Genomic DNA, 25476 nt, shown 5'->3' on the forward strand with positions numbered 1-25476 from the left:
AACCATGTGAGGAAGCGCCCCTCGGAGATGCGACCTGAACATCCTACGCCAGCCATTATGGGCAACGGATCGTGTAGGGCTATGCCGGGACTGCCCGTTACAGCAGATCAAGCGGTTTTTGCCTTCCTGTTCGATGGAAGGGAAAAACAACAAGAGTGGCACCGCGGGAGTATAACCTCTCGTCTCTTTTTCACAGGAGACGTAGAGGTTTTTTTATTTGAAAGGAGTAGAAATTTAAATGAGCTACAAACACCAAGTCGCTGAAAAGATTGCCGCTACGCTCTCCTCGATGGGCGTAGACACACTGACAAAAGAAGCCGTATACGGCATGCTGGAAACACCACCAAACCCTGCGATGGGCGATGTTGCCTTCCCATGCTTCCAATTGGCAAAAGCATTGCGCAAAGCTCCACCGATGATCGCAGCAGAGCTGGCTGAACAGCTCTCCAGTGCACCCTTGCGCGAATCGCAAGCAGTTGGTCCATATGTGAACCTGTTCCTGGATCAAGAAAATGTGGCAGAGCAAGTAATCGGAACAATCCTTACTCAAGGCAGCACATATGGAAGCAGCAATGTCGGTCAAGGACGCAAAGTACCAATCGACCTCTCCTCCCCGAATATCGCGAAGCCGTTTTCCATGGGTCACCTGCGCTCTACTGTAATCGGGAACGCGATTGCCAACACCATGGAAAAGCAAGGCTACGAGCCAGTGCGCATCAATCACTTGGGTGACTGGGGAACGCAGTTCGGTAAACTGATCGTTGCATATCGCCTCTGGGGTGACGAAGCAAAGGTAAAAGCAGAACCGATCAAGGAGCTGCTCAGCCTATACGTTCGCTTCCACGAAGAAGTCGAGAACGATTCTACCTTGGAAGACCAAGGCCGGGAATGGTTCAAAAAGCTCGAGGATGGCGACGAAGAAGCACAACATCTGTGGAAATGGTTCCGTGATGAGTCCCTCAAAGAATTCATGAAGATCTACGACCTGATGAACGTAGCCTTCGACTCCACGCACGGTGAAGCATTCTACAACGACAAAATGGATCGCGTTGTTACGTTGCTCGAGGAAAAAGGTCTCTTGACTGAATCCGACGGTGCAATGGTCGTGAACCTCGATGAATACAATATGCCGCCATGCCTGATCAAAAAATCAGACGGCGCTACCCTGTACGCAACGCGTGATTTGGCTGCTGCCCTCTTCCGCCACGAATCGTACGATTTTGCAAAAGCACTCTATGTCGTAGGAAACGAGCAACGCCTCCACTTCCAGCAGCTCTATAAAGTGTTGGAAAAAATGGGCTATGCATGGTCTGCAAATATGCACCACATTCCATTCGGCATGATGCTCAAGGACGGCAAGAAAATGTCCACGCGTAAAGGGAAGGTTGTTCTCTTGGAAGAAGTGTTGGCACAAGCCATTTCTGATGTCCAAAAAGTCATCGAAGAGAAAAACCCTACCCTGTCCAATAAAGAAGAAGTGGCTCGCCAAGTCGGGGTAGGCGCAGTAATTTTCCATGACTTGAAAAACTTCCGCCTGAATGATGTCAACTTCTCCTGGGAAGAGATGCTGACCTTCGAAGGTGAAACAGGACCATACGTACAATACGCACACGCTCGTGCATGCTCGCTGCTGCGCAGAGGTGGCTACCAGCCAGCAACGACAGTGAACCTGGCTTCCGGCGCACTCGACAGCAAAGAGGCTTGGGCAGTGATTACCCTCTTGAACGCGTTCCCAGAGGTAATCGAACGTGCTGCCGATAACTTCGATCCGTCGCAAATCGGCAAGTATGTCATCGACCTGGCGCAAACGTTCAACAAGTTCTATGCGAATGTACGCATCCTGGCTGAGGAAGAAGATGTGAAAGCATCCCGTCTCCAGCTCGTAGCAGCAGTCGTTGCTGTGCTGAAGGAAGGTCTGCGTCTGCTCGGTATAGCTGCTCCAGAAGAAATGTAAGAAAGAATTACGAAAAGCCGGTTGCCTTCCTTGTGGGGAAGCGCCGGCTTTTTTGATTGTCCCGTGTCATCATCATTCCTCTGTGAGATAATGGAACGATGGCAGATAAAAGAGGTGAGCAACGATGGGAAGAAGTGTACATTTCGGCAAGACGGATTTTACCTTGCGTCTCACTGGCTTGCATACGCTCTTAGCCTTGAAGAGCACGATCACGTTACCTTATCAATCGATCAAGCATGTCGAGGTCGGTTCTTTTATTCCGCCAAAATGGATGTTGCGCTTGCCAGGGACGTCCTTTGGACCTTTGAACATTTACGAAGGAAGCTTTCAGCATAGAAATGAATGGTACTTCCTTTCTTTTACCCAGACTGATTCGTTGTTGATCCTAGAAGTAGAGGGACATGTCAAATATCAGCATGTCATTGTACAGCTAGAAAACCCAACAGAAGTAGCAGCCACATTGCGAAAATACTTACACGAACAATAGGTCCCCTAATAAGCGCTCACTCTTTCATGGCAAAAAGCCCCGACATATCCACGTTCGGGGCTTTTTCATTTGCACATGAGAAGTTTACATCGTTAAGTTTTCATAGATCACAGACATCCCCATGCCACCTGCCATGCACAACGTCACCATGCCATACTTCTCGCGTCTGCGCATCATTTCGTTCATCAACGTCACAGTCAGTTTGGCTCCAGTTGCTCCCACAGGGTGACCCAAGGCAATCGCGCCTCCATTGACATTCACCTTGCTCGTGTCCAGCTCCAAGCATTTGATTACAGACAATGCCTGGGCGGCAAATGCCTCGTTCAATTCGATTAGTCCAATGTCATCCTGTGTCAATCCTGCTTTCTCCAATACCTTTTGCGTGGCGGGAACTGGTCCGATCCCCATCACGTCAGGTTCGACTCCTGCGCTGGCAAAAGCCTTTATTTTCACGAGCGGAGTCAATCCCGCTTCCTCCGCCTTTTCACGAGACATCATCAATACAGCGGCTGCACCGTCATTCATCGGACACGCATTTCCGGCAGTGATGGTTCCCTCTTTTTGAAAAACACTTTTCAGCTTAGCCAGCTCTTCCAGCTTGATATCAGGGCGCACGGATTCATCCTGCGCAAAAACACGGGTGCCTTTGCGATCCTTGATTTCAATCGGTACAATCTCACTTTCAAACGTGCCCGCTTCGATTGCTGCCGCTGCTCTTACATGGCTCTCATAAGCAAAACTATCCTGCTCCTCACGGGAAATACCGTACTGTACAGCCAGCCGTTCTGCCGTCATCCCCATATGCTCACCGGTCAGCGAGCAGATCAATCCATCGGATAAGAGAGCGTCTTCCATAGACAAATTGCCGAATTTGCTGCCCCAGCGGTTCTTCACGAGATAGGGAACACTGCTCATGGACTCTACTCCGCCCGCAATCACCACGTCCTCTTGACCTGCTGCTATGGCTAGCGCACCGTTGCCAATCGCCTTCAATCCTGAGCCACACGCTTTGATGACGATGTGACCATAGACATTGCGTGGAAATCCCGCTAGCTGCGAGCTGATACGTGCAGCATTGAGTCCTCCCCCATGTACGTATCCATTACCAAAAATCACTTCATTGACTTGTTCCTTCGGCAAATCAACTTTATTCATCAAGCCTTCCAATACTTGCCGCCCCAGCTCTGTTGCCGGTACGTCACGCAGGCTTTTCCCGAATGCACCCACTGCACTGCGCACACCCGCGACTATGACCACGTCTCTCATGCCACAGCTCCCTTTCGTTTTCTGCCATTACAGTACACGGTTCAAAAATTCTCTCGTGCGCTCTTCTTTCGGATTGTTGAAAATTTCTTGGGGTCTAGCCATCTCGATGATCTTGCCTTGATTCATAAACGCAACCCAATCGGCCACTTCCTTGGCGAACCCCATTTCATGCGTCACAATAATCATCGTCATCCCTTCTTGCGCGAGCTGCTTCATTGTCTCCAGCACTTCCCCTACCAGCTCCGGATCAAGTGCTGAGGTTGGTTCGTCGAAGAGCATGATCTCGGGCTTCATCGCCAGCGAACGAGCAATGGCCACGCGTTGCTTTTGTCCACCGGAGAGGCTGGACGGGTAGGCGTCCGCTTTTTCAGAAAGACCTACCTTTTGCAGCAGCCGGAGTGCTTCCTGCTTCGTTTCTTCCTTGTCCGCTTTCTTGGCAATCAGCGGTGCCTCCATGATGTTTTCCAGAACCGTTTTATGCGGAAACAGATTGAAGTGCTGGAACACCATGCCTACCTTTTGCCGTACTTTGGTCAAGTCATCCTTTTTCGAGTCGATGCTTTTTCCTTCGATATAGATCTCTCCGCCATCCTTGATCTCCAGAAAATTAATGCATCGAATCAATGTGCTTTTCCCAGATCCACTAGCACCGATCAAGACGACAACCTCGCCCTTTCCGACTTGCAGGGTAACATCCTTGAGAACTTCCACTTTTCCGAAGCTTTTCTTCAAATTTTGCACGCGTATCATTTCTCTTTGCTTTTCCATCGTCTTTCCCCTCCGCTTTACGCCTCTCCTTTGGCCAGACGCTTCTCCATGATGTGGACCACATACGTAAACACCATGACAATAATCAAGTAATAAAGCGCCACAATCAAAAAGTACGTCATTTCATCAAAGGTTTCCGCTGACAAGCGACGGGCCAGTGAGAACAATTCATCCATGGCAATGAAAGCGGCCAGAGACGATTCCTTCAAAGACAAAATAAACTGGTTGCCAAGCGGCGGGATCGATCGTTTCATCGCTTGCGGCAAAATGATCCGACGCATGGTCTGACGAGCGGACATGCCCAAAGACAGACCTGCCTCCATTTGTCCTTTATCAATCGACTGAATAGAGCCCCGGAAAATCTCTGCGATATAGGCTCCGCTGTGAATCGCCAGGGCGAGCGCTGCCGACCAAAATTGACCGAGGTCAATGATTTTGTAAAAGCCGAAATACAAGACGAAAATTTGCACGATCAGCGGCGTACCGCGAATGATCATGATGTACGCATTGGCTACAAAACGTGCAATGGGAAGCTTGGATACCTTTAACAAGGCCACAAACAATCCGATAATCGATCCAACGATAACAGATGCAACCGTCAGCTGAAACGTCAGCAGTAACGGCTTCCAAAAAAACGGCAATGTTCGGAAAAACTCTTCTGTCAGATGGGCAAAACTCGGCACTTGATGCCACCCCTCACTCGTAATGGAATATACTTGTCATACCAAACTCACTATTCGGCTTTGCTGATGTCACGATTAAAGTACTTTTCGCTCAATTTGAGGTAGGTACCATCTTCCACCATTTGCTTGAGCACTTCGTTGATCTTGTTCAGCAATTCCGTATTTCCTTTGCGCACTGCGATTCCATGCTGGACTTCTGAAAGTGGCGTCCCGCTTTTCTTGAGCTTCAAGCCTTGCCCAATGGCAAGCTCCCCTACGACGCTATCTGTAATCACGACATCATGTTTTCCCTGCTCCAAAGCACGCAGAGCCGTTACATCGCTGTCATACGTTTTGATGTTATCCGTATACTCCCGCGCCATCTTTTCATGTGTAGTGCCGAGTGCAACTGCCACTTCTTTGCCTTTCAATCCTTCCAGCGTGCTAATGGTCCCATCGGGGCGAACGAACAGTTGACCACCGGACAAGTAGTACGGGTCTGCGAAATCAACCTGCTGCTTCCGCTCTTCTGTGATCACATGGCTAGCAATCGCCGCATCGTAGCGTCCTTCCTTTACCCCTGCGATAATGCCGGAAAAAGGCGATGTGACTGGCTTTGGCTCAAGACCCAAGCGCTTGGCGATCTCATTGCCGATCTCGACATCAAATCCAGTCAATTGACCATCCTTGAAGTAGCTGAATGGCTGATATTCACCGGAAGCCGCGTATACAAATACCCCTGCCTCTTTTGTCATGGACGATGCATTTCCAGCAGTTGCCCCACCCGCTTGACCTCCCGCACTGTTAGTGGAAGCGCCTTGGCTACATCCGCTTACAAGTAGTGACAACGAGAATACGACTCCTGCGATTGTTTTCATTGTTTTTTTCATCTGTTCCATCCCCCAATTCTTTATGTTCGCGCTTACATTTTTCATTACTCTACCATTTGTAAATTTTCTGAAATCATTAGAGGTGCTCCGGTATTGGTGATGACATTTTCCAAGGTGTACGGGTACATTACCTCTGTCAAAAGCAAGCCTCTTTGCGTGACCTCGATAACGGCCCTCTCGGTGATAATGAGATCGACGCAGCCCTTTGCCGTCAGCGGTAATGTGCACTCCCTGCGAATTTTGGGCTCACCTGCCTGATTGACATGGCTCATGAGCACGATTACTTTTTTGGCGTAGTAGGCCAGCTCTGCTCCTCCACCAATTCCATGAACGCGTGAGCCAGGAACAATCCAGTTTGCCAGATCTCCTCGGCGATTCACCTGCAAAGCCCCGATAAACGCTGCATCCAGCTTTCTTCTTCGGATCATGCCATACGCTATGGTGCTGTCGAAATACGATGCCCCCGGTACTACGGTAACAGGTGCTCCACCTGCGTTGGAAATATGCTGGTCCTCTTCTCCCTTTAACGGCGTAGGTCCAACTCCCAAGATTCCATTCACCGAGTGAAACATGACTTGCCATTCATGCGGGATAAAATCAGCGACGAGCTCAGGTATCCCAATCCCCAAGTTCACTGCCATTCCGGGAGCGACCTCTTTGGCTGCACGCCATGCAACCATATTTCGCTGATCCACTTCCAACCCCATTAGCTGTTCCCTCCGCCACTTACCACGATATAATCCACAAAAATGCCAGGCGTCACAATTTTATCCGGGTCCAGCTCTCCTGCCGGAACGATCTCCTCCACCTCAGCGATCGTGATATCTACGGCCATCGCAACTAGTGGATTCAAATTTCTTGCCGCCTTGTCATAAACGAGATTACCGTAGGTGTCCGCCTGTTTCGCATAGACGATTCCTACCTCCGCTGTAAGAGCAGCTTCAATCTGACAAGTTCTTCCGGCAAAGGCAAACGGCTCTGCTCCTTCCATTCGCTCTCCTCTCACATGCGCATCTACAACGATTCCCGGAATGCCAACACCTCCTGCCCGAATCTTTTCTGCGAAAATTCCTTGAGGACAAAATGTCACTTCCAGCATCCCGTCCATCATTTGTTGACCTGCTTCGGGATTGGAGCCAATATGTGTGGTTATCAGCTGCCTCACCCGTCCATGACTGATCAGCTTTCCGATTCCGAGTTCCGGATACCCCGCATCAATTCCGATGAGTGTCAAGCTTTGCACGCCTTTGCGCAAGATCGCATCAATCAAGTGTGCCGGGGAGCCAATCGTACCGAATCCGCCATACATCAGCCGGGTGCCATCTAAGACATGCTCCACTGCTTGTTCGTGCGTCACCAGTTTTGATAACATCGCATGCTTCCTTATCTCTTATTCTTGGGTAAATCGCTTACGTCCAACTATGTAATAGCAACTCTTGTGCCAAGCCTCAAAACGGCAAGAAAACGCAATCAAGCTAAAAGCAACCCTCTCTTGGTGAGTCGAAGTAGACTCACTTTTGAATCGAAAAGTAGGAAAAGTCTAACTTTTTTATTGAATCTATTTCGACTCAATTATTTTTAATTTCGATTCACTATACAACGATCAATTTCATCTTGTACAATCAGTTGAAAAACCGGGGAGCTACTCAACATGGAAAAAGCTGCGGAGATACTAGCATTGTCTTCTGTTGATCGTTTTATTGACATCCTGAACACACTGGCAGATGGCATATTCATTGCTGATGCGCAGGGAACTACTTTATGGTTAAACAATGCCAGTGAAAACCTGTGTGGTCTACCAAAAGCCGAACTCATCGGGCAAAACGTATCCGACCTCGAAGAAATGGGGATTTTCAGTCCTTCAGTTACCCGCTTGGTTTTAGAAACGGGAAAACCGACCACAACCATTCAACTCGTCAATAGTAAAGGGAAGTTCCTGGTGACCGGGCATATCATCCCGGATGAGGATGGGAGACCGGAGCTGATCGTTTCCCACTCACGTGATATCACAGAGGCAGCCCGTGCCAGTTCGCAGCTGGAAGAGACGGTCGCTTTGCTTAAGCGGTACAGCGAAGAGATTCAGCTCATGAAGTGGGAAGCGAGCCAGAGCTCTTCTCAAACCATGATTGGCAACAGTCGTTCCTATCTCGCCCTGTTGGAATTAATGAAAAAAGCAGCCCCTGTCGACACAACTGTGTTTATTACGGGTGAAACAGGCGTAGGAAAAAGCTATCTTGCGGAGCAAATCCACCAGTTGAGCGGACGAAGAAGCGGGCCGTTCGTCCACGTCAACTGTAGCGCCATTCCCGAAACCTTGATCGAATCAGAGCTGTTCGGCTACCACAAAGGGGCATTTACGGGGGCGAGTCACTCGGGGAAAATCGGATTAGTGAAAATGGCGGACAAAGGGACGCTTTTCTTGGACGAAATCAGCGAGCTTCCCTACCACTTGCAATCGAAATTATTGCTGCTCCTGCAAAACAAAACGTTTATGCCAATCGGCGGCACCAAAACATACACAGCTGACATCCGCATCATAACGGCAACCAATGCCAACCTTCAGGAGCTCGTGCGGTTGGGCAAATTCAGACACGACCTGTACTATCGCCTTAATATTTTGCCAATCAATGTTCCGCCATTACGGGAGAGAAAGGACGATATTTTCCCGTTACTCCACCATAATTTACAGCGATTCAATAGCAAGCATAACCAGAAACGGCGTTTTTCCCCGGAAGCGCTGGATGTTTTGCATCAATACGAATGGCCTGGGAATGTGCGGGAGTTGGAAAATTTGGTAGAGCGGATCGTCATCACGTCCAAGCTGGATGAAATCCAAGTCAGCGATTTACCAGAAGAACTGCGGAGTATTCGGGAGCTGGAGGAAGGGATTCTTTCACTCGGTTCTCTTTCTCTTACCGAGCGGATGGAGAAAATTGAGATGGAATTTATTCTGCAAGCATTGCGCACACACAAAACGACACGCAAAACAGCAGCGGCCCTCGGTATAACCCAGTCGCTACTTATGCGGCGGATTAAAAAGTATGGGATTCAACTGGATTTTGAGGAAGAGTGATTGAGAAACTTGGAAAAGCCCTGAGTCAACATAGTGGAGGAGAAGAAAAAGCGCAGTTCTCTTCGACTCTGACACGCCCGCAAGAGAGATTGACTGTCCGTCTCCACTTAAAAAAGGGGACCGTCGAGCCAAAGCCACCCTACGGGCGGAAGATTCTCAAGGAAGAAGTGTTCGACAAGCGTGGTCCCCTTTTTGAAGTTCCGACTGGGTAGGCGTTGTCAAGGTCTGCGAGTCCTGCGCTTTTTCTTCTCACCAGCTTTATTGGTTCATCGATACCTTTAAAAATGATCATCTTTATCTTTTTAGATTGGTATATAAAAAAGGAGCGCTATCTCGCAGCGCTCCTTTTCATTCTTGGATTACTCTTCAATCTTCTTTGCTTTTTTGCCAAACCACGTATTTGCAACTAGCTCGACTACTTGCTTCGGCAATGATTGTGGTGCTTGTATTTCTGTTCCAGCCTTGTCCACTGTGCGGTACAGCAAAGCTTTGTCATCTGCTGGGTCTGACATGGTTTGCAGTGTCCACTCACCGATTTGTCCGGCGTTTGTCCACTCCTCGATCATCAGCTGATACTCTCCCGGAGCCAGCTCGATGTAATCCTCGTCTGTCACATCCACAATAGCATATCCATCATGCTCGATTTCAGCATCGTATGTATTTCCGTTCGCCCCTTCGTACAGAGCGAGCTCTTCCGGGTTGTTCAAGTTTTCTGTAAGATGAGTAAAATCCGCAATCGTCACCTTAATACGCTTTTTCATAGCTACCCCTCCCGTGTTGAACACATCATTTCACACTCTACCACAACATGGTCAGCCCTGCCAATTGTCTCTGAGCAGACGAACATGTTTGATTTCTTCGCTTTGTCCCCCTTCTGAGCCTCTCGCCGTTTCCAGAACGATGGGAAGTCCTTGCAATTCGGGTGTTTGCAAAAAAGCGGCAATAGCTGCATCACCGATCATCCCTTTTCCGATGGAGGCATGCCGGTCTCGAAAGGAACCACTCGGATAAACGGAATCGTTCAGATGAACGGCACGCAAGCTCGTAAAATAATCGAGCTCTCGCATCCGATCAGCTACTTCCCCCCAATCATTCCCTTTCCACAATCCGCTGGCAAATGCATGACACGTATCCAGGCAAAAGCCTACCTTCTGTGGCTCAGCAAACAATTGTCGAACCTGCGTAAGCTCTTCGAGTGTCGTGCCCATCCGGTTACCTTGTCCGGCATTGTTTTCGATTAACAGCTGGGCCTTTCCATTCCAGCCATCCAGTATTTGATTGACCATCTGGATCATGATTTTGTAACCGGTAAGAACATCGGCGCCTTTATACTGGCCAAAGTGAACGACCACGCCCAACGCTCCACAAGCTTCGGCAATTTCAAGGTCATTTCGTACGGAGCCCACTGTGACGGCGAATAGCTCCTGCTCCTCGACGCAAAGATTGACCGGGTATGGCGTATGAGCAATCGACAGCATACCATTTTGCTGACAAAAGGCGCGACACCGCTCTGCATCCCGGGCATCGAATTGCTTAACACCTAAACTTCGCGGGTTTTTCGGGAAAAATTGAAAGGATAACGCTCCTTCTTTGTAGGCAGTTCTCGCCGCCTCCTCGTACCCATGACGAATACTGACATGACAACCGATTTCCAAGGCAATCCCGCCCTTCTCTCGCTTCCTTTCATTGCTTGTTCAAAAAGTCGTCTTTTCAGCACCAAGAAAGTGGTGTGAACCTGAAAAAGGAGGAGCGGAATGTAGGAAACCTACATGAGCACCGGACTTTGAAGGTGAACGCCTCTTTCGACGCCGAATAGACTTTCAGGACGACTCCTTGATCAAAAGACGACTTTTTGAAATACCTCTATCATTTTTCCCTCTGTCTCTTCTTCTCAATCGAATACTTGCGCTTCCCTGTCAGATCGAATAAACTTAAAACTAAACCGAACGTTCAGTCTAGAAGAAGGAGCTTTTAAAAAATGTCAAAGCGTCGTCTCGATGGGGAGAAAACCAAACAACATATCGTAGAGAAAGCCACCGAGTTATTTTCTCAGAAAGGCTATTCAGCCACTTCCATTGAGGACATTTGCCAAGCAACTGGAGCGAGTAAGGGCAGCCTCTATTATCACTTCAAAAACAAGGAGCAGTTGTTCCTGTATTTGCTTGAAAAGCAGTACAACGAATGGGTAGATCTGTGGCAGGAAAAAGAAAAAGAATTCGAGACATCCATCGATAAGCTGTACGGCTTAGCTGCTTTTTTCTTGGAGGATTTTTTGTCCCACCCTTTAAAAAAAGCAGGCGAAGAGTTCTCCGGTAGCCAGCTCGCCGATCCAGTCATTTTGGAACAAGTGCTGGAAATGCTCGGTTCTACGTATACCCTCTATACTTCCCTCTTCCAAGAAGGAATCGACCGAGGCGAGTTCGCCCCATGCGATCCCGAAGAAATGGCGATGATATTGGAAGGGCTCATGAACGGAATCATTAACGTAGGTTATCAAATGGAAGACGAACGTCTTCATGCTCTTCTGAAGAGGAGCATTGACGTTTTGCTGCATGGCATTGTTGCCAAGTAGCATTTTTTTCACCTTTAATTAGACCGGACGTTCGGTATAACTTTTCGGGAGTGAAATGACCTATGAAAGGTCTTTGGGGAAACAAAGTTTTTCTCACTGTCTTTATCAGTGATACATTAGAAAATATCGGTATATGGATTCGTAACATGGCCTTGCTCTACTATGTGATGGAGACGAGCGGCAACAATCCAACCGCCGTATCGCTTTTGACCGCTATCGAACTTGCGCCGATCTTGGTTTTTTCGATTATTGGCGGGGCATTGGCTGATCGCTGGAATCCGAAGCGAACGATGATAGCCGGGAACCTGTTGAGCGCCATCTCTGTTTTGGTCATCGTGTATTTACTCTGGCAAGGGATGTGGATCGCTGTATTCTTTGCGACATTTATCTCGGCTGTCGTGTCACAGTTCTCCCAGCCTTCTTCTGCCAAGATGATGAAGCGTCATATTCCTGATGAGCAAGTTGCAGCAGCTGTGTCTATTTCACAAAGTACGGGTTCTATTTTTCTACTGGTCGGCCCGATTGTCGGAACCTTTTTCTTTGAACATTGGGGCATCTACCCTTCCCTGTTAACGATGGCTGGCCTATTCTTCGTCTCGGCACTGATCCTCTTGACACTCCCTGCCTCATCTGCCACTGCACCAGAGGAAGATGGAACTCTCCTTTCTGAGATTAAAGCAGGTTTTGCCTATGTAAAAAAGCGACCAGCCTTGCGCGGGCTCGCCATTACCTTTTCGTGTCTGGGGCTATCCTCGGGTTTTATTAATTCGCTGGAGGTATTTGTCATCACGGATCGTCTTTTACTCTCCAAGGAAGCCATTCAATGGTTTAACGCGTTAGACGGATTGGGTATGCTGTTGGGCGGCATTTTGGCTTCCGTTTATCTGGAACGCCTGAATGGTCGCTGGGTCATTACAGGTGGATTGATATTCTTCGCTCTCTCCGTCGCCGTAGAAGTTCTCTCTGTATGGATATACCTAACCGCAGCGATGCGCTTTTTCACCGGAATTGGGATGGCATTTTTACAGATCGTGATCAGTATGTTCATGATCAAGCTCGTGGATGAAGCGTATATCGGACGGGTAAATGGAACGATTTCACCGCTCATGGTCGGACTCATGATGATCGGTTCCTTTGTTGCAGGTCCGCTCATGCAGATGACTTCGTTGATTATGGTCTTTCTAATAGCATCTGTAATCCTTCTGCTTACTGCATGGGGATGTACTCGAATCAAGTGGGATTCGGCAGAGGTTACACAAGATGGAGCTAACCATCTTCTCGAACAAAAACAAGCGCAAACTCTATCATAAGAAAATGCGCCCAAGCAAAAAAGCTGTCCACTAAGCGGACAGCTTTTTCTAGCAAAATGCTATGTTTTCACAATGAGGAGTGGTGTTTTCGTACGATGAATCGTTTTAAATGTAACACTGCCAAGAAGCGTACCTGCAACTGCACCTTGGCCATGATGACCGAGCACAACCAGTCCTGCGTCGATTTCTTCAGCCGTCTGGCGGATCACAGTAGCTGGGTCTCCAACCACGACCTTGCTTTCAAAAGGAAGCGATGCAGCTTCAAGCATCTCCTCGCAAGGTTTTAGCGTTTCACGTCCCCAACCTTCGAGGGTATTCATGTTATCCCAGCCTACGCCATACACTCCTGCGTATGTGACTGGTGGGATGACAACGGACAAGAGTGTATATGATACATCCGGTAGGTGCTGCCCCATCTCGATGGCTTTTTTCGCAGCTTCCATCGAATGATCGGAGCCATCTACTGCAATGAGTACTTTATTCCAAGGGAAGCGGCTCTCATCTGTCTCCTCCGCAATGAGGAAGACTGGGACTTTGACATCGTGGAGTGTCGGATAGCTGACGCTTTGCAACAGGAAGCCTGTAATGCGACCGTAACCATGTGTACCCATTACGATGGCAGCATAGTCATTCGCTGCGTGCTTCGCAATGACTTCATGCGGCTCTCCGAACTCAATCTCCAGTTCATACGAGATTCCGGCTTCTTCTACGATCGCCAGGAATTTTTTCAGATCATCTCTTGCTTCATCCAATTGAAAATCTTCAACGACATCTCGTCCCAACCTTCTGACAACATTGCGCGAAGGGAACGGCGAAATGGCATGAAGCAATGTGATATCATGCTTATTTTTGGCGTAGGCCAGCGCGAAGCGGACCGCCTGAATGGACTGCGCAGAGAAATCGACAGGGACTAGAATACGGGACATAATGACACGTCCTTCCTCTTTTTCATCTGGCAAATGTGGTGTAGCTCTATTTACCCATCTGCCTTGAGTCCATTGTAGACCTGTGAGCCCTACGTGTATGTAGGGGTTTTCCCTGATCTTGGTAGGGATATTCCCTGATAGGGAGTCCTATTCTTTCAATGTCTTAGTCCATGACAGCAGTGATAAAAATAGTTGGCTTTTCACTCAAATCAATGTCCGTGATCTCATGATCATCCACCATCCGGCGATTCGCCTGCTGGTCTCTTCGAATGACCCGAACGACTGGGCGCGAAGGCAAGCCTCTATTTTGGTCAATGATCACACCGATCTCTCCTGTCGACAGCTTCAGCGAGGTTCCTGTCGGGTACAAGGCAATCGAGCGCAAAAAGTGAATGACCATTTTATGGTCAAAGCGCTTCTCCGCGAACCCCATAACTTTTTCGCAAGCCTCATACGCAGGTAACGTCTCTTCTTCCTCTGAAAAAGGAGAGATGAGATTATCATAGTAGTTACAAATCGCAACAATCTTGGCGAAATCATGAATCTCATCGCCAGTCAATCCTCGTGGCTGCCCACTGCCATCCACCCATTCATGATGCTGCAAAGGAACGTGTGCAGAGACAATGCTCATCTCATGTTTTTTTCGCAACAGATCAAAGCCCAGCCACGTATGATGATTGGTCTTGCTGTTCTTTTTGTAGGCTGGGGCTTCCTTGTCGACTGACAGCTTTCCAATGTCATGTAAAAGGGCTCCGATGGCGAGCTCTTTTAACTGAGCCGTATTATAGCCTAATCCTACGCCCATTACTGTCGCCATCATGCACACATTCAAGGAATGAATGTACATAGCGTTGTCGGTCGTGCGAATTTCTCCCAGATTCAAGAGCACGCGGCGATTTCTCAAAGTTTCGTCGATAATACTTCCCACTGATTTTTGAATACCGCGGACATCAAAATTTTTTCCAGTCTGCACACACGAAATCGCTTGTGACAGATTGCGGATTGCGTCCTTCCGAGTGGTCTCCGTGACGACCTCCTGCTCTTTCACTTCATCGAGCAGCGGGTCTTTGATGCTTAACATCGTGACGCCAAACCGCCGCAATTTATTAATCATTCCGACAGTCAGCTGGACACCTGTATGCAAGAGCGTCAAGCCCTCGCTTGTATAAATGCTTCGAGCCAAAACGTCTCCTGGCTCTACTAGGTCTACATTCACATATTTCATAGGGTCTTTCCTCCTGATTCCATCCTCCCCTGATGCTTCTTCCCTATCTTCGCTTAAGAAAAACCTGTTTCGCATGATTTTGCCGAAAAAACATCCACGGGACAGCTGTCTCCTCATTTTTCACCTGTTCCTTCCAAGACCAAGCCAAGTACAAAGCTCAGAAAATTGGGTACGTGCATCCTGGTAGCCTTGTCTGTAATAATGCTCCAGCTTCTCCTCTTGACGTTCAAAACCTCGTAGAAAGGTACCCATTGGTGGTGCGATAACAAACGCTCTGCCTTCCTTCTGCATCTCTTTGACCTGCTCAATTGCCTCGCAATAGATGCGAAAATGACGAATGAATGCATGAGACAAGCTCGTACTTCTGGAAAAAAGACGCTCGACACGCGAAAGCCGACGCATCCACTCACTTGGCGGACAAGAAGAAGTCAGCACAATAATATGTTTTTGATTGCCATCAAGCATGGACTTCATGAAAGGTACCGGATGCACGATGCCTCCATCCCATAGCTTACGTCCGTTGATCGTAACCTTGGGTGATAGAAATGGAAGACTGCACGAAGCCCGAATCACATGGAAAATATCCTCACAGTCGTCTTTCGTAAAGTAAACGGCTTCCCCTGTCGCGCAATCCGTTGTGACGACGACAAACTGTTCCTTCGCTTCGTGAAACCGATCAAAGGCGAACGGCTCCAGCTTGTATGGCATCTCATTGAAAATAAAATCCATGCCAAACAACGAGCGCTTCGTGATCAAATTTTTATAGTGAAAGTACCGGGGATCGTGAATGTATTTCGTATGATAAATCTTGCCCAATCCGCGCTGCCTCGCCAAGTATGCCGCTCCATTGCACGCACCTGCTGACACGGCAATCACATACGGGATGTAAAGCTCCTGCTCCATAAAGTAATCCAGAACGCCAGCGGTATAAATCCCACGGCTTCCCCCGCCCTGCAAAACGAGCCCGACCTTTTCCATACCAATCACCCATTTTGATGTCGTTTACCCGTAGTATGAATGGTTGCCCAATGAAACATGCAGGGCGGGATCGTGCGAATCAAAAAACGACCCTCAAACGGGGTCGCCACTCAGTCGTCTTTTTTCATCATGCTGTACTGATCACGGACCATTGCTACGTTTTCCCCTTGCTGCGTCAACTCCAGCTTATAGAGGATATCGGTAAGCACCGCAGCATAAATCAAGGTTAATTCCCCGGTATTAACCGGCTCTCGAAAATAGCTCCCGATCATCTCATAGCCTTTTCGCTTATAGGATTCGGTATCTTCCTCTTCCAGTGCTTCACATAGCTCTTCAATCAGATCATCCAGTGCCAGCCTTGCGCGTTCATAGACATCTGGCTGGTCATGTGATAATGCGTCTGACTCTTTCTTCGTACCCACTTACCCCTCCTCCTTCTACTCCTAGAGTGGGGCACGTGGAGAGGCTTTATGCAGATTCTTGTTCCGTTTTCTTCGCAGGTGGAACTCGGATTCCTGTCAACGCCTGAAACAGTACGCGTTGGTACTTCATTTCGGCATCTGGATCAGGCCGATCCAATAGTGTCCCGAGCACAGCACCTAAAAAGCCGAGTGGTATGGAGACCAATCCGGGATTCTTCAGTGGAAAAAGGGGCTCCGCACGGATAAGTCCGGTGAGGGGATGCATAACAGTCGGTCCTAAAATGACAAGGACTACTGATGCCGTTACCCCTGTCAGGACGCCACAAATCGCTCCTCTCACGGTAAACCGCTTCCAATACAACGTAAACAACAGCAGTGGCAAATTGGATGATGCGGCTACCGCAAACGTCAGCGCAACGAGAATCGCCACGTTCATTTTTTCTGCACCGATAGCCAGCCAAATGGAAATCACGCCCACTGCAACTGACGAAAGCTTTGCCATGGTGACCTGTTCTTTTTCTGATGCGCCCCCTCGTCTGATCAAATGACTGTAGACATCATGCGCGAACGCAGAAGAGGCAGAGAGCACAAGTCCTGTCACGACTGCCAATATCGTCGCGAAGGCAACAGCAGCAATATACGCCATCAAAAACTCTCCACCGAGAGCATCTGCCAAAAGCGTGACGGTCAGATTCCCACCGAAGCCCACATTTTTCAATGCCTCGTAGCCTACAAACGTGCTCGCTCCGAATCCGAGAAAGACCGTCATCAAATAAAAAGCGCCGATGACCCAGGTAGCGGTGTAAATCGAATTTCGAGTCGTCTTTGCGTCCTTGACTGTGAATAACCGGGAGATAATATGGGGGAGTCCGGCGGTACCGAGAATCAAGGCCAAATGCAGGGAGATCGTTTCCAGCGGATCATGAAGTTGATTACCCGGCTGTAAGAACTGTTCCTGCAGAGGTGTAATCGTACTCACATGTGAAAACATTTCGGAGAAGCTCCAATCAAAACGGGCAAACACGATCAGACTTAGGATCAATGTGCCTGTCAGGAGCAAAATCGCTTTAATAATCTGAACCCAGGAGGTCGCCACCATCCCGCCGAACACGACGTAAAATGTCATCAGGCTCCCGACAATCAAGACAGCCGTATCGTAACGCACTCCCAATAAATAATGAATGAGGGCACCTGCCCCAACTAATTGCGCCAACATGTAAAAAATCGTAATTAATAGAGTCGTACAGGCAACAACGCCACGCAGCCAAAGACTGTCAAACCTGACGGCAATCGCGTCTGCCAACGTATAACGCCCCAAATTATGCAACGGCTCCGCAACTAAAAACAAAATAATCAGATAAGAGACAAAAAAGCCAATCGCATACACGAACCCGTCAAAGCCGTACATCGCAATCGTTCCCGCAATCCCCAAAAACGAGGCAGCACTCATGTAATCGCCTGCGATGGCAATGCCATTTTGTAACCCGTTCAAGCGATTTCCTGCTGCATAGAAGTCTTTCGTCGTCCCCGTCTGTTTGGCAGCCGAATAAGTGATGGCCATCGTTCCGATAATGACGGCAAGGAAAAAGATGATCGTCGTCACGGACAATACCTCTCCCTTCTTGCATAAATAAAAAAAGACCAGGGGTTAACCCTAGCCTTCTCTTCGTGGCATGAGCTTCCTACGTTTACTGTTTCTACGCTGAATCTTTCATTCCTGTATTCGCTTTCACCAAAATTTCATCGTACTTCTTATCATCACGAGAGCTGGACAACAAGGTTCCGATCCATGCTGCCAAAAACCCTAACGGGATCGAGACAATGCCCGGATTCGGCAACGGGAACAGCGCTTCGCCAACCAAAATGGCTTTTCCAGCTACAGGATTCCAAACGTTCGGACTCAACGCAACGAGAATGAGAGAGCTGAACAAACCGACGAGCATCCCGCTGATTGCTCCTGCCGTATTGAACCTTTTCCAGAAGATCGTGAACAGAATCACTGGTAGATTTGCACTCGCCGCTACTGCGAAAGCCAGCGCCACAAGGAAAGCCACGTTCAGATTTTGTGCAAACAAGGCGAGCAAGATGGAGACAATCGAGACACCGACAGACGCCCATTTGGCCATCTTCATTTGCTCCTTTTCTGTTGCTTTTCCTTGGCGTAATACGTGTCCGTAAAAGTCGTGTGCAAAGGCAGAAGCCGCTGTCAGCACCAGCCCAGCCACTACCGCGAGAATGGTAGCGAAAGCAACCGCCGATACGAAGGCGAACAAGAAATTGCCGCCCAGTGCTTGCGCAAGCAGTGGAGCTCCCATGTTACCTGCTGGATCCATATTCCCCGCTCCTACAAACGCTGCCGCCCCGAAGCCGAGGAAGATCGTCATAACATAGAAGGCACCAATGATCCACGTCGCGTACACAACTGATTTGCGAGCTGTCGTGGCATCTTTTACGGTGAAGAAACGAATCAAAATATGCGGCAATCCAGCTGTTCCGAGCACCAGCGCGAGATTCAGTGAAATGGTATCGAGCCCCACTTTAAACTTGTTGCCAGGATTGAGGAATTGATCTCCCAATGGTGTGGCCGTCTTCATTTGCTCGAACATTTTTAAGAGATTAAAATCGAATTTGGCGAAAACCATCATAGAGATGATGAATGTACCGATCATCAACAAAACTGCTTTGACGATCTGCACCCACGAGGTTGCCGTCATCCCGCCGAACACGACGTAGATCGTCATCAATGCCCCTACGATCAATACGGAGGTCGTGTAATCCAGCCCCAAGAGCAGCTTGATCAAGGCCCCTGCTCCGACCAATTGCGCAATCATGTAAAAAATCGAGATCGCAATCGAATTGAGAGCGGCGACACCACGAACCTTTTTATTGTCAAAACGCGCGGCTATCATATCTGCCATCGTGTATTTTCCTAAATTACGCAAAGGTTCTGCTACCAAGTAGAGCACAACGAGATACGCGACAAGAAAACCGATACTGTAGAAGAAGCCATCAAACCCACTCAATGCAATCATCCCGGCAATTCCCAGAAAGGAAGCAGCGGACATGTAATCTCCCGCAATCGCGAGGCCGTTTTGCCAACCCGTCAAGCCTCCTCCAGCGGTATAAAACTCACTAGTCGTGTTCGTCTTTTTCGAAGCGTAAAAGGTGATGACAAGTGTCAAAAGAACAATGACAAGAAAGAGTAAAAATGCAGTAACGTTCATTAGCCCCTTCCACCTGCCTCTTGTTTGATTTTCTCAACGAGTTGATCAAACTGCTCTGCCCGTCTGGTGTACAGGATACAGAGACCCCATGTCATGACGAACTGAGCAAAGGCAAATACCCACGCCCACGAAATGGCTCCAAACGCTGGTTGATTCAGTACGGTGAAGTAGGAGGTTAAAATCGGAAGGGTGAAGTAAAACACGAAGAAAAAAATAGAAGATGGCAATATAAACGCTTTTTTTCTTCTCAAGAGCTCTTTGAAAGTGGCTGACTGAATTACCGCTGCATAATCAACAGCTTGCTTCTTCTGATCCTCGGCTTTTTTTGCCGAAGCGGATTTGCCCATGGGAACCTCCCCCTCATCTACAGAAATGTAAGCGCTTCCTACATTGTAGAGAATCCTTTTCTAACCGTGTATTTTTCTGCGTAAGATGTCGGGGAGAGTGTGTCAGTGGCAGATTTTTAACCACAATCTGCAAACGATGGATCACCAGGCTTACTCCTCGAGACGTTTGAGCAAATCCTTGGCGGAGGTCCGAGATACGGGAATACGCGGTCTTCCTTCTCCCTTCAAAATCAGATTGTAGGCACCATTGAACCATGGTTCGAGCTCGCTCACGAATTGAAGATTGACCAAATAGCTTTTGTGCGTACGGAAAAAGTCGTATGCGAATAGCTTTTCCGCCAGTTGTGTCAGGGTCATCCGCGTCGAGTACATCGCCGTTTGGGTGACGATTTGCACATACCGCTCCTCCCGCACCGCATAGACAATCGTCGCTGGATCAATGACCACTAATCTACTATTGTCTTCTACCAACAGCTTGGTTCGTTTTGTCTGGACAGGCTCTACTTTTGGCTTGACTAGACGCTCGCGTATTCGTTGCATCGTTTCTACCAGACGCTTGGGCTCCGTAGGCTTCAACAAATAATCGACGGCGTACAATTTAAACGCATCGATGGCAAATTCCTCATACGCGGTACAAAAAACGATGAGGGGATGCTGCTTGCGTGAAGCGAGCATTCTTGCTGCCTGCGCTCCTTCCAGCTCAGGCATTTTCATGTCCAGGAAGACGACATCCGGTTCGTGCACATCGACCATTTCCAACAGCTCTCGGCCGTTAGTGGCATAGGGCAGCAATTCTACGTCTCCTTCTTGTAGCAGTAAATAGCTCAGTTCTTCGCGTGCTAGTCGCTCGTCTTCTGCAATCATGACGCGTATTGGCATCAGGCACTCACCTCTTTTGTAATCGGAATAGTAAAGATAATCGTACTACCGCCTTCTTGTTTATTGGCAAAATGAAGTTGGGCATCTTGTCCGCACAAGCTGATCAGACGTTGGTTGACATTATGGATGCCAATTCCGTTGCCCTCCTTACTCTCCATTGGCACCTTTCCCAGAACTGGCAGCAACTTGTCGGGAAAGCCTTCGCCATTATCTTCGATTTGAAAAACAACGTGCACATCCTGCCGTCTCACATGGAGGATGATCTCACCGCCGTTCGTGATGTCGCGAACACCATGCTGAATGCAATTCTCAAATAACGGCTGCAACGTGCCAGGAGGAATAAGGGCTTCCTCTACCCCCGCATCAATGATGGTGCGAACGGCGAATTGCTCGGAAAATCTGATTTTGATAATTTCCAAATAAGCATGCAGGTGATCCAACTCCTGTCTCACGGTGACAAGCGGACTCGCTGTGAGCTTCAGGTTGAATCGCATGAACACGCCAAGCTGAATGGTCATATGCCGGGCTAGCTGCGGATCAATTCGTATCAAGGTCACAATGGAATTCAACGTGTTGAACAAAAAGTGAGGATGAATCTGTGCCTGTAGCATCCGCAACTCTGCATCCTTCATTAACCCTTTCATTTGCTCCGTGAGAGATAGGGTCAATTGATTGGAGATCAGGTTGCCAAGCCCTTTTGCTAGTGCTTCTTGAACTTTTCCTATTTGTTGCGGCCTCCGATAATAGAGTTTGATCAGTCCAACGACGCTGTCCCCCTCTTTAATCGGCACGAGAATCGCTGCATGCAGGTTACAATTTTTGCGCTTACACCCTATGCTCTCTCTCGTCAATCCCTTGTCAATTCCACCGCTATACAGTGCCCGCTTATCGAGCTCACTATTGAGCGCTTCTCCTGGATGATGATGGTCTGCCGCCACTCCCACGTGCGCAAGGAGCCGTTCTCGATCGGTTACAGCAACGGCGGCTGCTTTCGTTTCTTTTTGTAAGACGAGGGCTGCTGACTGAGCTGTCTGCGGTGTAAGCCCCCTTTTCAGGTGTGGCAAAATTCTTTCCGCTATCGTAAAGGAACGCTCCGCCTCAATGGCAGCCGAACGTTCTGCCTCTTGCAAGGCAACTCGTATCATCGTCGTAAAAATCGCAATCGAAACGCTATTCGTCAGCACCATCGGAATCCCAATCACGTTGACCATGGTTCGCGCTAATTCTGGCGGAGCTGCCATGATCAATAAAAGCGACATCTGTATAATGGGCGCGAACATACCGATGAACATAGCTTTGGACGGAGAAATAACCCGCTCCTGCGAGAAAAAACGCGCTACGTATCCTGCCAGCAACCCCGTGATCGGGATCGATAAGCCCATCGGTGCTGCGGCGAATCCTCCCAATTGGAAGACATGAAGCCCAGCAATGACACCTGCCCCCAGGCCAACGAGAGGTCCTCCTAGCAAACCTCCAATAACGACTCCTACCAAAGTAGAATTCGCGATAATTTCTTCATATGACAAGCGAAATATCCAAAATGCAGGAAGATAGCTATCCCCTTGCACGACCACTCCTGCATATGTACCCGCAATCCCAAACAACCCGAACATCACGGAAAAGGCGATTGACGTCCCTACGTGCAATTCGCGGTCTAAAAGCTGGCGAAATAATGGTGTCCTTGTCAAAATAAATGCCAGCGTCAAAAGAATGCCCATTCTTTCAATGAGCAATAGCGTGAGATTATCCACCGCAGCCTCCCTTATTTTAAATCTTCTACAAATTCCGCATATTACCCGCAATTCCCTGCTGGACAGACAACCTCGCTAGGCTGATTGCATACGCTGTGTGTGCAATGCTTCAGGAGAAGGGTGATCATGCCATGTGTGGAATTGTAGGATGGATTGATTGGGAAAAGGACTTATCTGGTGAACGTGATGTTCTGCAAAAAATGACCCACTGTCTCAAGGATCGAGGCCCTGATGCAGAAGGCTTTTGGCTGACTCCTCGTGCGGCCCTCGGTCATCGCCGCCTTGTGGTCGTAGACCCTGCTGGCGGACAGCAGCCTATGTCGGCTCTCAAAAACAAACATGCCTGCACCATGATTTACAATGGTGAATTGTATAATACCGAAGATTTGCGAGCAGAACTGCTTGCTTGCGGACATACCTTTCAATCTCACTCGGATACGGAGGTACTTTTGCACACGTATTTGGAGTGGGGGCCAGATTGTCTGTCAAAGCTAAACGGCATCTTTGCTTTTGCGATCTGGGACGAACGCGAACAAAGATTGTTTGTCGGCCGTGACCGTATGGGGGTTAAGCCGCTGTTTTATGCGCAAAGAGGCAGTTCATTTCTACTGTCCTCCGAGCTAAAAGCCTTGCTCGCTCACCCCGAAGTCAAACCAGAGCTCTCTCGTGAAGGCTTGGCTGAGGTTTTCGGAATTAGTCCCGCTCGTACGCCTGGCCATGGTGTTTTTCATAACGTACACGAGGTTCGGCCCGGCTCTTATCTGTTGGTGACGCGTGATAGCGTCAAGCAAAAACGCTATTGGCAGCTCGAAAGCCACCCACATACGGATGACCTGGAGACAACTGCGGAACGTGTCAGGGAGTTAGTCACGGATTCGATTGAACGCCAATTGGTTGCGGATGTGCCCGTTTCGACCCTCTTGTCAGGTGGGTTAGACTCGAGCATTATCACAGCTGTTGCGGCAGATCATTTTCAAAAAACAGGCCGTGGAACCCTGCACAGCTACTCCATCGATTACGTAGACAACCGAAAACATTTCAAGGCAAGTACTTTTCAACCGAATGAGGATGAACCTTATGTGCAGCTCGTTACAAAGTTTCTCGGAACCCAGCACCACACCATTGAGTTTGACACAGACGATTTGATTGATTCCCTGAAAACAGCGACACTCGCCCGCGACTTGCCGGGGATGGCTGATGTGGATGCGTCCCTTTACCTGTTTTGCCGCGAAATAAAAAAAGAGACGACCGTCGTCCTCTCTGGAGAATGCGCAGATGAAGTATTTGGCGGGTATCCGTGGTTTCATCGCGAGGAACTGTTGAATGCCGGAACGTTTCCATGGTCGAGAGCGACGAAAGAACGTGCCTCCTGGCTATCCCCTGATCTTCGTGATTGGGTCAAACCCGAGGAATACGTTGCCATGCGGTATGAGGAATCTCTCGATGAAGTCCCACATCTTCCAGGCGAAGATCCCATTGAAGCTCGCCGACGGGAAATGTTTTATTTGAATATAACGTGGTTCATGAACACGCTGTTGGATCGCAAAGACCGAATGAGTATGGCGGCCAGTCTGGAAGCGCGCGTCCCGTTCTGTGACCATCGCATCGTGGAATACGTCTGGAACATCCCATGGGATATGAAGACGCACGGGAATCGGGAAAAAGGAATTTTGCGAAAAGCCATGGAAGGAATCTTGCCGGATGAAGTGCTGTATCGCAAGAAAAGCCCGTACCCGAAAACACATAATCCCGCCTATACGGAAGCCGTTCGCTCTTGGCTGCTGGATATTTTAAACGACTCTTCCTCTCCACTGCTTCAGCTGGTAGATGTTCCAACGATTCGAAAAATTGCCGAGTCAGATGCACAGGCTTCGAGCATTCCGTTTTTCGGTCAGCTCATGAGTACCCCCCAGTTGTTCGCCTATCTCGGCCAGCTGGATTATTGGCTGCGGGAGTACCATGTTTCCATTCGTGCCTAACTATATTACAAAAGCTCCTCGTCCCTTATGATTCGGGGGAATTGAGGAGCTTTTCGTTACTTTTTGGTTCTTCCCCGTTGCTTGGTTCTACGTACGGGTTGTGCCTTCGGGTTGAGGGGTATGGTAGCAAGAGATTGATATCTCAGATCAAACTGCTCGCCTGAGCGTTTCATGATCGTGAACGTTTTGGTTGCGCCGACTCGGATCAAACGGTAGTCCACTCTTGTTCTTTTCCCGCCCCCGCTCAGTATCGCAGCCACGGTCCGATGATCCGGCAGATTCACTTTTATCTGCAACGACAACACGGTTGCAGGAAAAGGTGGGATGTCACGATAAGGAACACAGAGCTTACCTTTTAGCATCCGCAAATGGAGATTCCGAATCATCACTTCCGTCAATTGCTTCCCCCAATACCGGCGGAAAATACGGGAGATTTTTCGTTTGGTGTTGTATTTTTCGGGCAATGGCGTGTAATCCACACCGTTTACGGTATATACAGGCTTTCCTCTCGGCGAATTCGCGATCTGAGTCCAGACATGCTCTGCTGAAGTGATAAACTGCTTGAGCCTCTGCAACTCATCCAAGGATTTCACCTCCTCCATAAACCGTATGGTGGTGGGCTTATGCTAGTACGCCCGATTTCAGCGTTCCAAACGCTATGGACAATAATTCTGAACATACATATAAATTGCAATCATATTATCGAGGTGATAGAATATAAACCGCTTTCACTTCTCTTGTCGGGAAGTGCGTTTTTTTGCCA

The 25476-nt window shown here is 48.7% G+C and carries 24 protein-coding genes and 1 other annotated feature (1 of these 25 running past the window's edge); of the genes, 6 read left to right on the forward strand and 18 right to left on the reverse strand.

Annotation, left to right across the window (positions count from 1 at the left end):
• Window positions 1-190: a binding site (T-box leader), on the forward strand; it begins 74 nt to the left of the window's first position.
• A gap of 48 nt (window positions 191-238) precedes the next feature.
• Together argS and HP399_RS19710 are read left to right on the forward strand one after the other, a co-directional pair.
• Window positions 239-1954 (forward strand): arginine--tRNA ligase, encoded by a 1716-nt coding sequence (argS, locus tag HP399_RS19705; protein WP_173620317.1) that lies wholly within the window; start codon window positions 239-241, stop codon window positions 1952-1954.
• Window positions 1955-2078: 124 nt separating this feature from the next.
• Window positions 2079-2441, forward strand: coding sequence for a hypothetical protein (locus tag HP399_RS19710; RefSeq protein ID WP_173620318.1), 363 nt, complete (start codon window positions 2079-2081; stop codon window positions 2439-2441).
• An 84-nt stretch (window positions 2442-2525) separates the two neighbouring features.
• On the opposite strand, the gene HP399_RS19715 is transcribed toward HP399_RS19710, so the two are convergent.
• From HP399_RS19715 to HP399_RS19740, 6 genes are read right to left on the reverse strand one after another with little or no spacing between them, the layout of a single operon-like run.
• Window positions 2526-3707 carry a thiolase family protein gene (locus tag HP399_RS19715; RefSeq protein WP_173620319.1) on the reverse strand — a complete coding sequence of 394 codons (1182 nt, stop codon included), beginning with the start codon at window positions 3705-3707 and terminating at the stop codon, window positions 2526-2528.
• A 27-nt stretch (window positions 3708-3734) separates the two neighbouring features.
• The gene (locus HP399_RS19720) at window positions 3735-4475 is read right to left on the reverse strand and encodes an amino acid ABC transporter ATP-binding protein (protein ID WP_007724428.1); all 741 of its coding nucleotides are present in this window, start codon (window positions 4473-4475) and stop codon (window positions 3735-3737) included.
• A 17-nt stretch (window positions 4476-4492) separates the two neighbouring features.
• Window positions 4493-5158, reverse strand: a complete 666-nt coding sequence (locus tag HP399_RS19725; RefSeq protein ID WP_173620320.1) for an amino acid ABC transporter permease — start codon at window positions 5156-5158, stop codon at window positions 4493-4495.
• A 50-nt stretch (window positions 5159-5208) separates the two neighbouring features.
• Window positions 5209-6027 (reverse strand): ABC transporter substrate-binding protein, encoded by an 819-nt coding sequence (locus HP399_RS19730; protein ID WP_173620321.1) that lies wholly within the window; start codon window positions 6025-6027, stop codon window positions 5209-5211.
• A gap of 44 nt (window positions 6028-6071) precedes the next feature.
• Entirely contained in the window at window positions 6072-6734 is a 663-nt protein-coding gene (locus tag HP399_RS19735) for a 3-oxoacid CoA-transferase subunit B (RefSeq protein ID WP_173620322.1), read from the reverse strand.
• Window positions 6734-7399, reverse strand: a complete 666-nt coding sequence (locus HP399_RS19740) for a CoA transferase subunit A (RefSeq protein ID WP_173620323.1) — start codon at window positions 7397-7399, stop codon at window positions 6734-6736. The genes HP399_RS19735 and HP399_RS19740 overlap by 1 nt, the downstream gene beginning before the upstream one ends.
• Before the next feature lie 279 nt (window positions 7400-7678).
• On the opposite strand from HP399_RS19740, the gene HP399_RS19745 reads away from it, so the two are divergent.
• Window positions 7679-9100 carry a sigma-54 interaction domain-containing protein gene (locus HP399_RS19745; protein WP_173620324.1) on the forward strand — a complete coding sequence of 474 codons (1422 nt, stop codon included), beginning with the start codon at window positions 7679-7681 and terminating at the stop codon, window positions 9098-9100.
• A 359-nt stretch (window positions 9101-9459) separates the two neighbouring features.
• Here the strand turns inward: HP399_RS19745 and HP399_RS19750 are convergent, their stop codons facing one another.
• Both HP399_RS19750 and HP399_RS19755 read right to left on the reverse strand, forming a co-directional pair.
• Window positions 9460-9861 carry a hypothetical protein gene (locus HP399_RS19750; RefSeq protein WP_173620325.1) on the reverse strand — a complete coding sequence of 134 codons (402 nt, stop codon included), beginning with the start codon at window positions 9859-9861 and terminating at the stop codon, window positions 9460-9462.
• A gap of 51 nt (window positions 9862-9912) precedes the next feature.
• Complete coding sequence (locus HP399_RS19755; protein WP_173620326.1) at window positions 9913-10755, reverse strand: deoxyribonuclease IV; 843 nt, start codon at window positions 10753-10755, stop codon at window positions 9913-9915.
• A 323-nt stretch (window positions 10756-11078) separates the two neighbouring features.
• Between HP399_RS19755 and HP399_RS19760 the strand changes: the two genes are divergently transcribed.
• Both HP399_RS19760 and HP399_RS19765 read left to right on the forward strand, forming a co-directional pair.
• Window positions 11079-11672 (forward strand): TetR/AcrR family transcriptional regulator, encoded by a 594-nt coding sequence (locus HP399_RS19760; protein WP_173620327.1) that lies wholly within the window; start codon window positions 11079-11081, stop codon window positions 11670-11672.
• A gap of 62 nt (window positions 11673-11734) precedes the next feature.
• On the forward strand, window positions 11735-12982 hold the full coding sequence (locus HP399_RS19765) for an MFS transporter (RefSeq protein ID WP_173620328.1): 1248 nt from the start codon (window positions 11735-11737) through the stop codon (window positions 12980-12982).
• Between the two features lie 59 nt (window positions 12983-13041).
• Here HP399_RS19765 and HP399_RS19770 read toward each other — a convergent pair whose 3' ends face one another.
• From HP399_RS19770 to HP399_RS19810, 9 genes are all read right to left on the reverse strand, one after another.
• Window positions 13042-13908 carry a universal stress protein gene (locus HP399_RS19770; RefSeq protein ID WP_173620329.1) on the reverse strand — a complete coding sequence of 289 codons (867 nt, stop codon included), beginning with the start codon at window positions 13906-13908 and terminating at the stop codon, window positions 13042-13044.
• A 163-nt stretch (window positions 13909-14071) separates the two neighbouring features.
• Window positions 14072-15133 (reverse strand): HD-GYP domain-containing protein, encoded by a 1062-nt coding sequence (locus tag HP399_RS19775; protein ID WP_173620330.1) that lies wholly within the window; start codon window positions 15131-15133, stop codon window positions 14072-14074.
• A 120-nt stretch (window positions 15134-15253) separates the two neighbouring features.
• Entirely contained in the window at window positions 15254-16111 is an 858-nt protein-coding gene (locus HP399_RS19780) for a patatin-like phospholipase family protein (RefSeq protein ID WP_173620331.1), read from the reverse strand.
• A gap of 110 nt (window positions 16112-16221) precedes the next feature.
• On the reverse strand, window positions 16222-16533 hold the full coding sequence (locus tag HP399_RS19785) for a hypothetical protein (protein ID WP_173620332.1): 312 nt from the start codon (window positions 16531-16533) through the stop codon (window positions 16222-16224).
• Window positions 16534-16579: 46 nt separating this feature from the next.
• Window positions 16580-18142 carry a solute symporter family protein gene (locus HP399_RS19790; RefSeq protein ID WP_370642520.1) on the reverse strand — a complete coding sequence of 521 codons (1563 nt, stop codon included), beginning with the start codon at window positions 18140-18142 and terminating at the stop codon, window positions 16580-16582.
• Window positions 18143-18230: 88 nt separating this feature from the next.
• Window positions 18231-19757 carry a solute symporter family protein gene (locus HP399_RS19795; RefSeq protein ID WP_173620334.1) on the reverse strand — a complete coding sequence of 509 codons (1527 nt, stop codon included), beginning with the start codon at window positions 19755-19757 and terminating at the stop codon, window positions 18231-18233.
• Entirely contained in the window at window positions 19757-20104 is a 348-nt protein-coding gene (locus HP399_RS19800) for a DUF485 domain-containing protein (RefSeq protein ID WP_106782269.1), read from the reverse strand. Before HP399_RS19800 ends, HP399_RS19795 begins: the two co-directional genes overlap by 1 nt.
• Before the next feature lie 150 nt (window positions 20105-20254).
• On the reverse strand, window positions 20255-20983 hold the full coding sequence (locus tag HP399_RS19805; RefSeq protein ID WP_173620335.1) for a LytR/AlgR family response regulator transcription factor: 729 nt from the start codon (window positions 20981-20983) through the stop codon (window positions 20255-20257).
• The gene (locus HP399_RS19810) at window positions 20983-22734 is read right to left on the reverse strand and encodes a LytS/YhcK type 5TM receptor domain-containing protein (RefSeq protein ID WP_173620336.1); all 1752 of its coding nucleotides are present in this window, start codon (window positions 22732-22734) and stop codon (window positions 20983-20985) included. The genes HP399_RS19805 and HP399_RS19810 overlap by 1 nt, the downstream gene beginning before the upstream one ends.
• A 131-nt stretch (window positions 22735-22865) precedes the next feature.
• Between HP399_RS19810 and asnB the strand changes: the two genes are divergently transcribed.
• Window positions 22866-24713, forward strand: a complete 1848-nt coding sequence (gene asnB / locus HP399_RS19815; RefSeq protein WP_173620337.1) for an asparagine synthase (glutamine-hydrolyzing) — start codon at window positions 22866-22868, stop codon at window positions 24711-24713.
• Between the two features lie 56 nt (window positions 24714-24769).
• On the opposite strand, the gene HP399_RS19820 is transcribed toward asnB, so the two are convergent.
• On the reverse strand, window positions 24770-25306 hold the full coding sequence (locus HP399_RS19820; RefSeq protein ID WP_173620338.1) for a DL-endopeptidase inhibitor IseA family protein: 537 nt from the start codon (window positions 25304-25306) through the stop codon (window positions 24770-24772).
• Window positions 25307-25476 lie beyond the last annotated feature (170 nt).

The sequence above is a fragment of the Brevibacillus sp. DP1.3A genome (assembly GCF_013284245.2).
In the GTDB taxonomy this organism is placed as follows: domain Bacteria; phylum Bacillota; class Bacilli; order Brevibacillales; family Brevibacillaceae; genus Brevibacillus.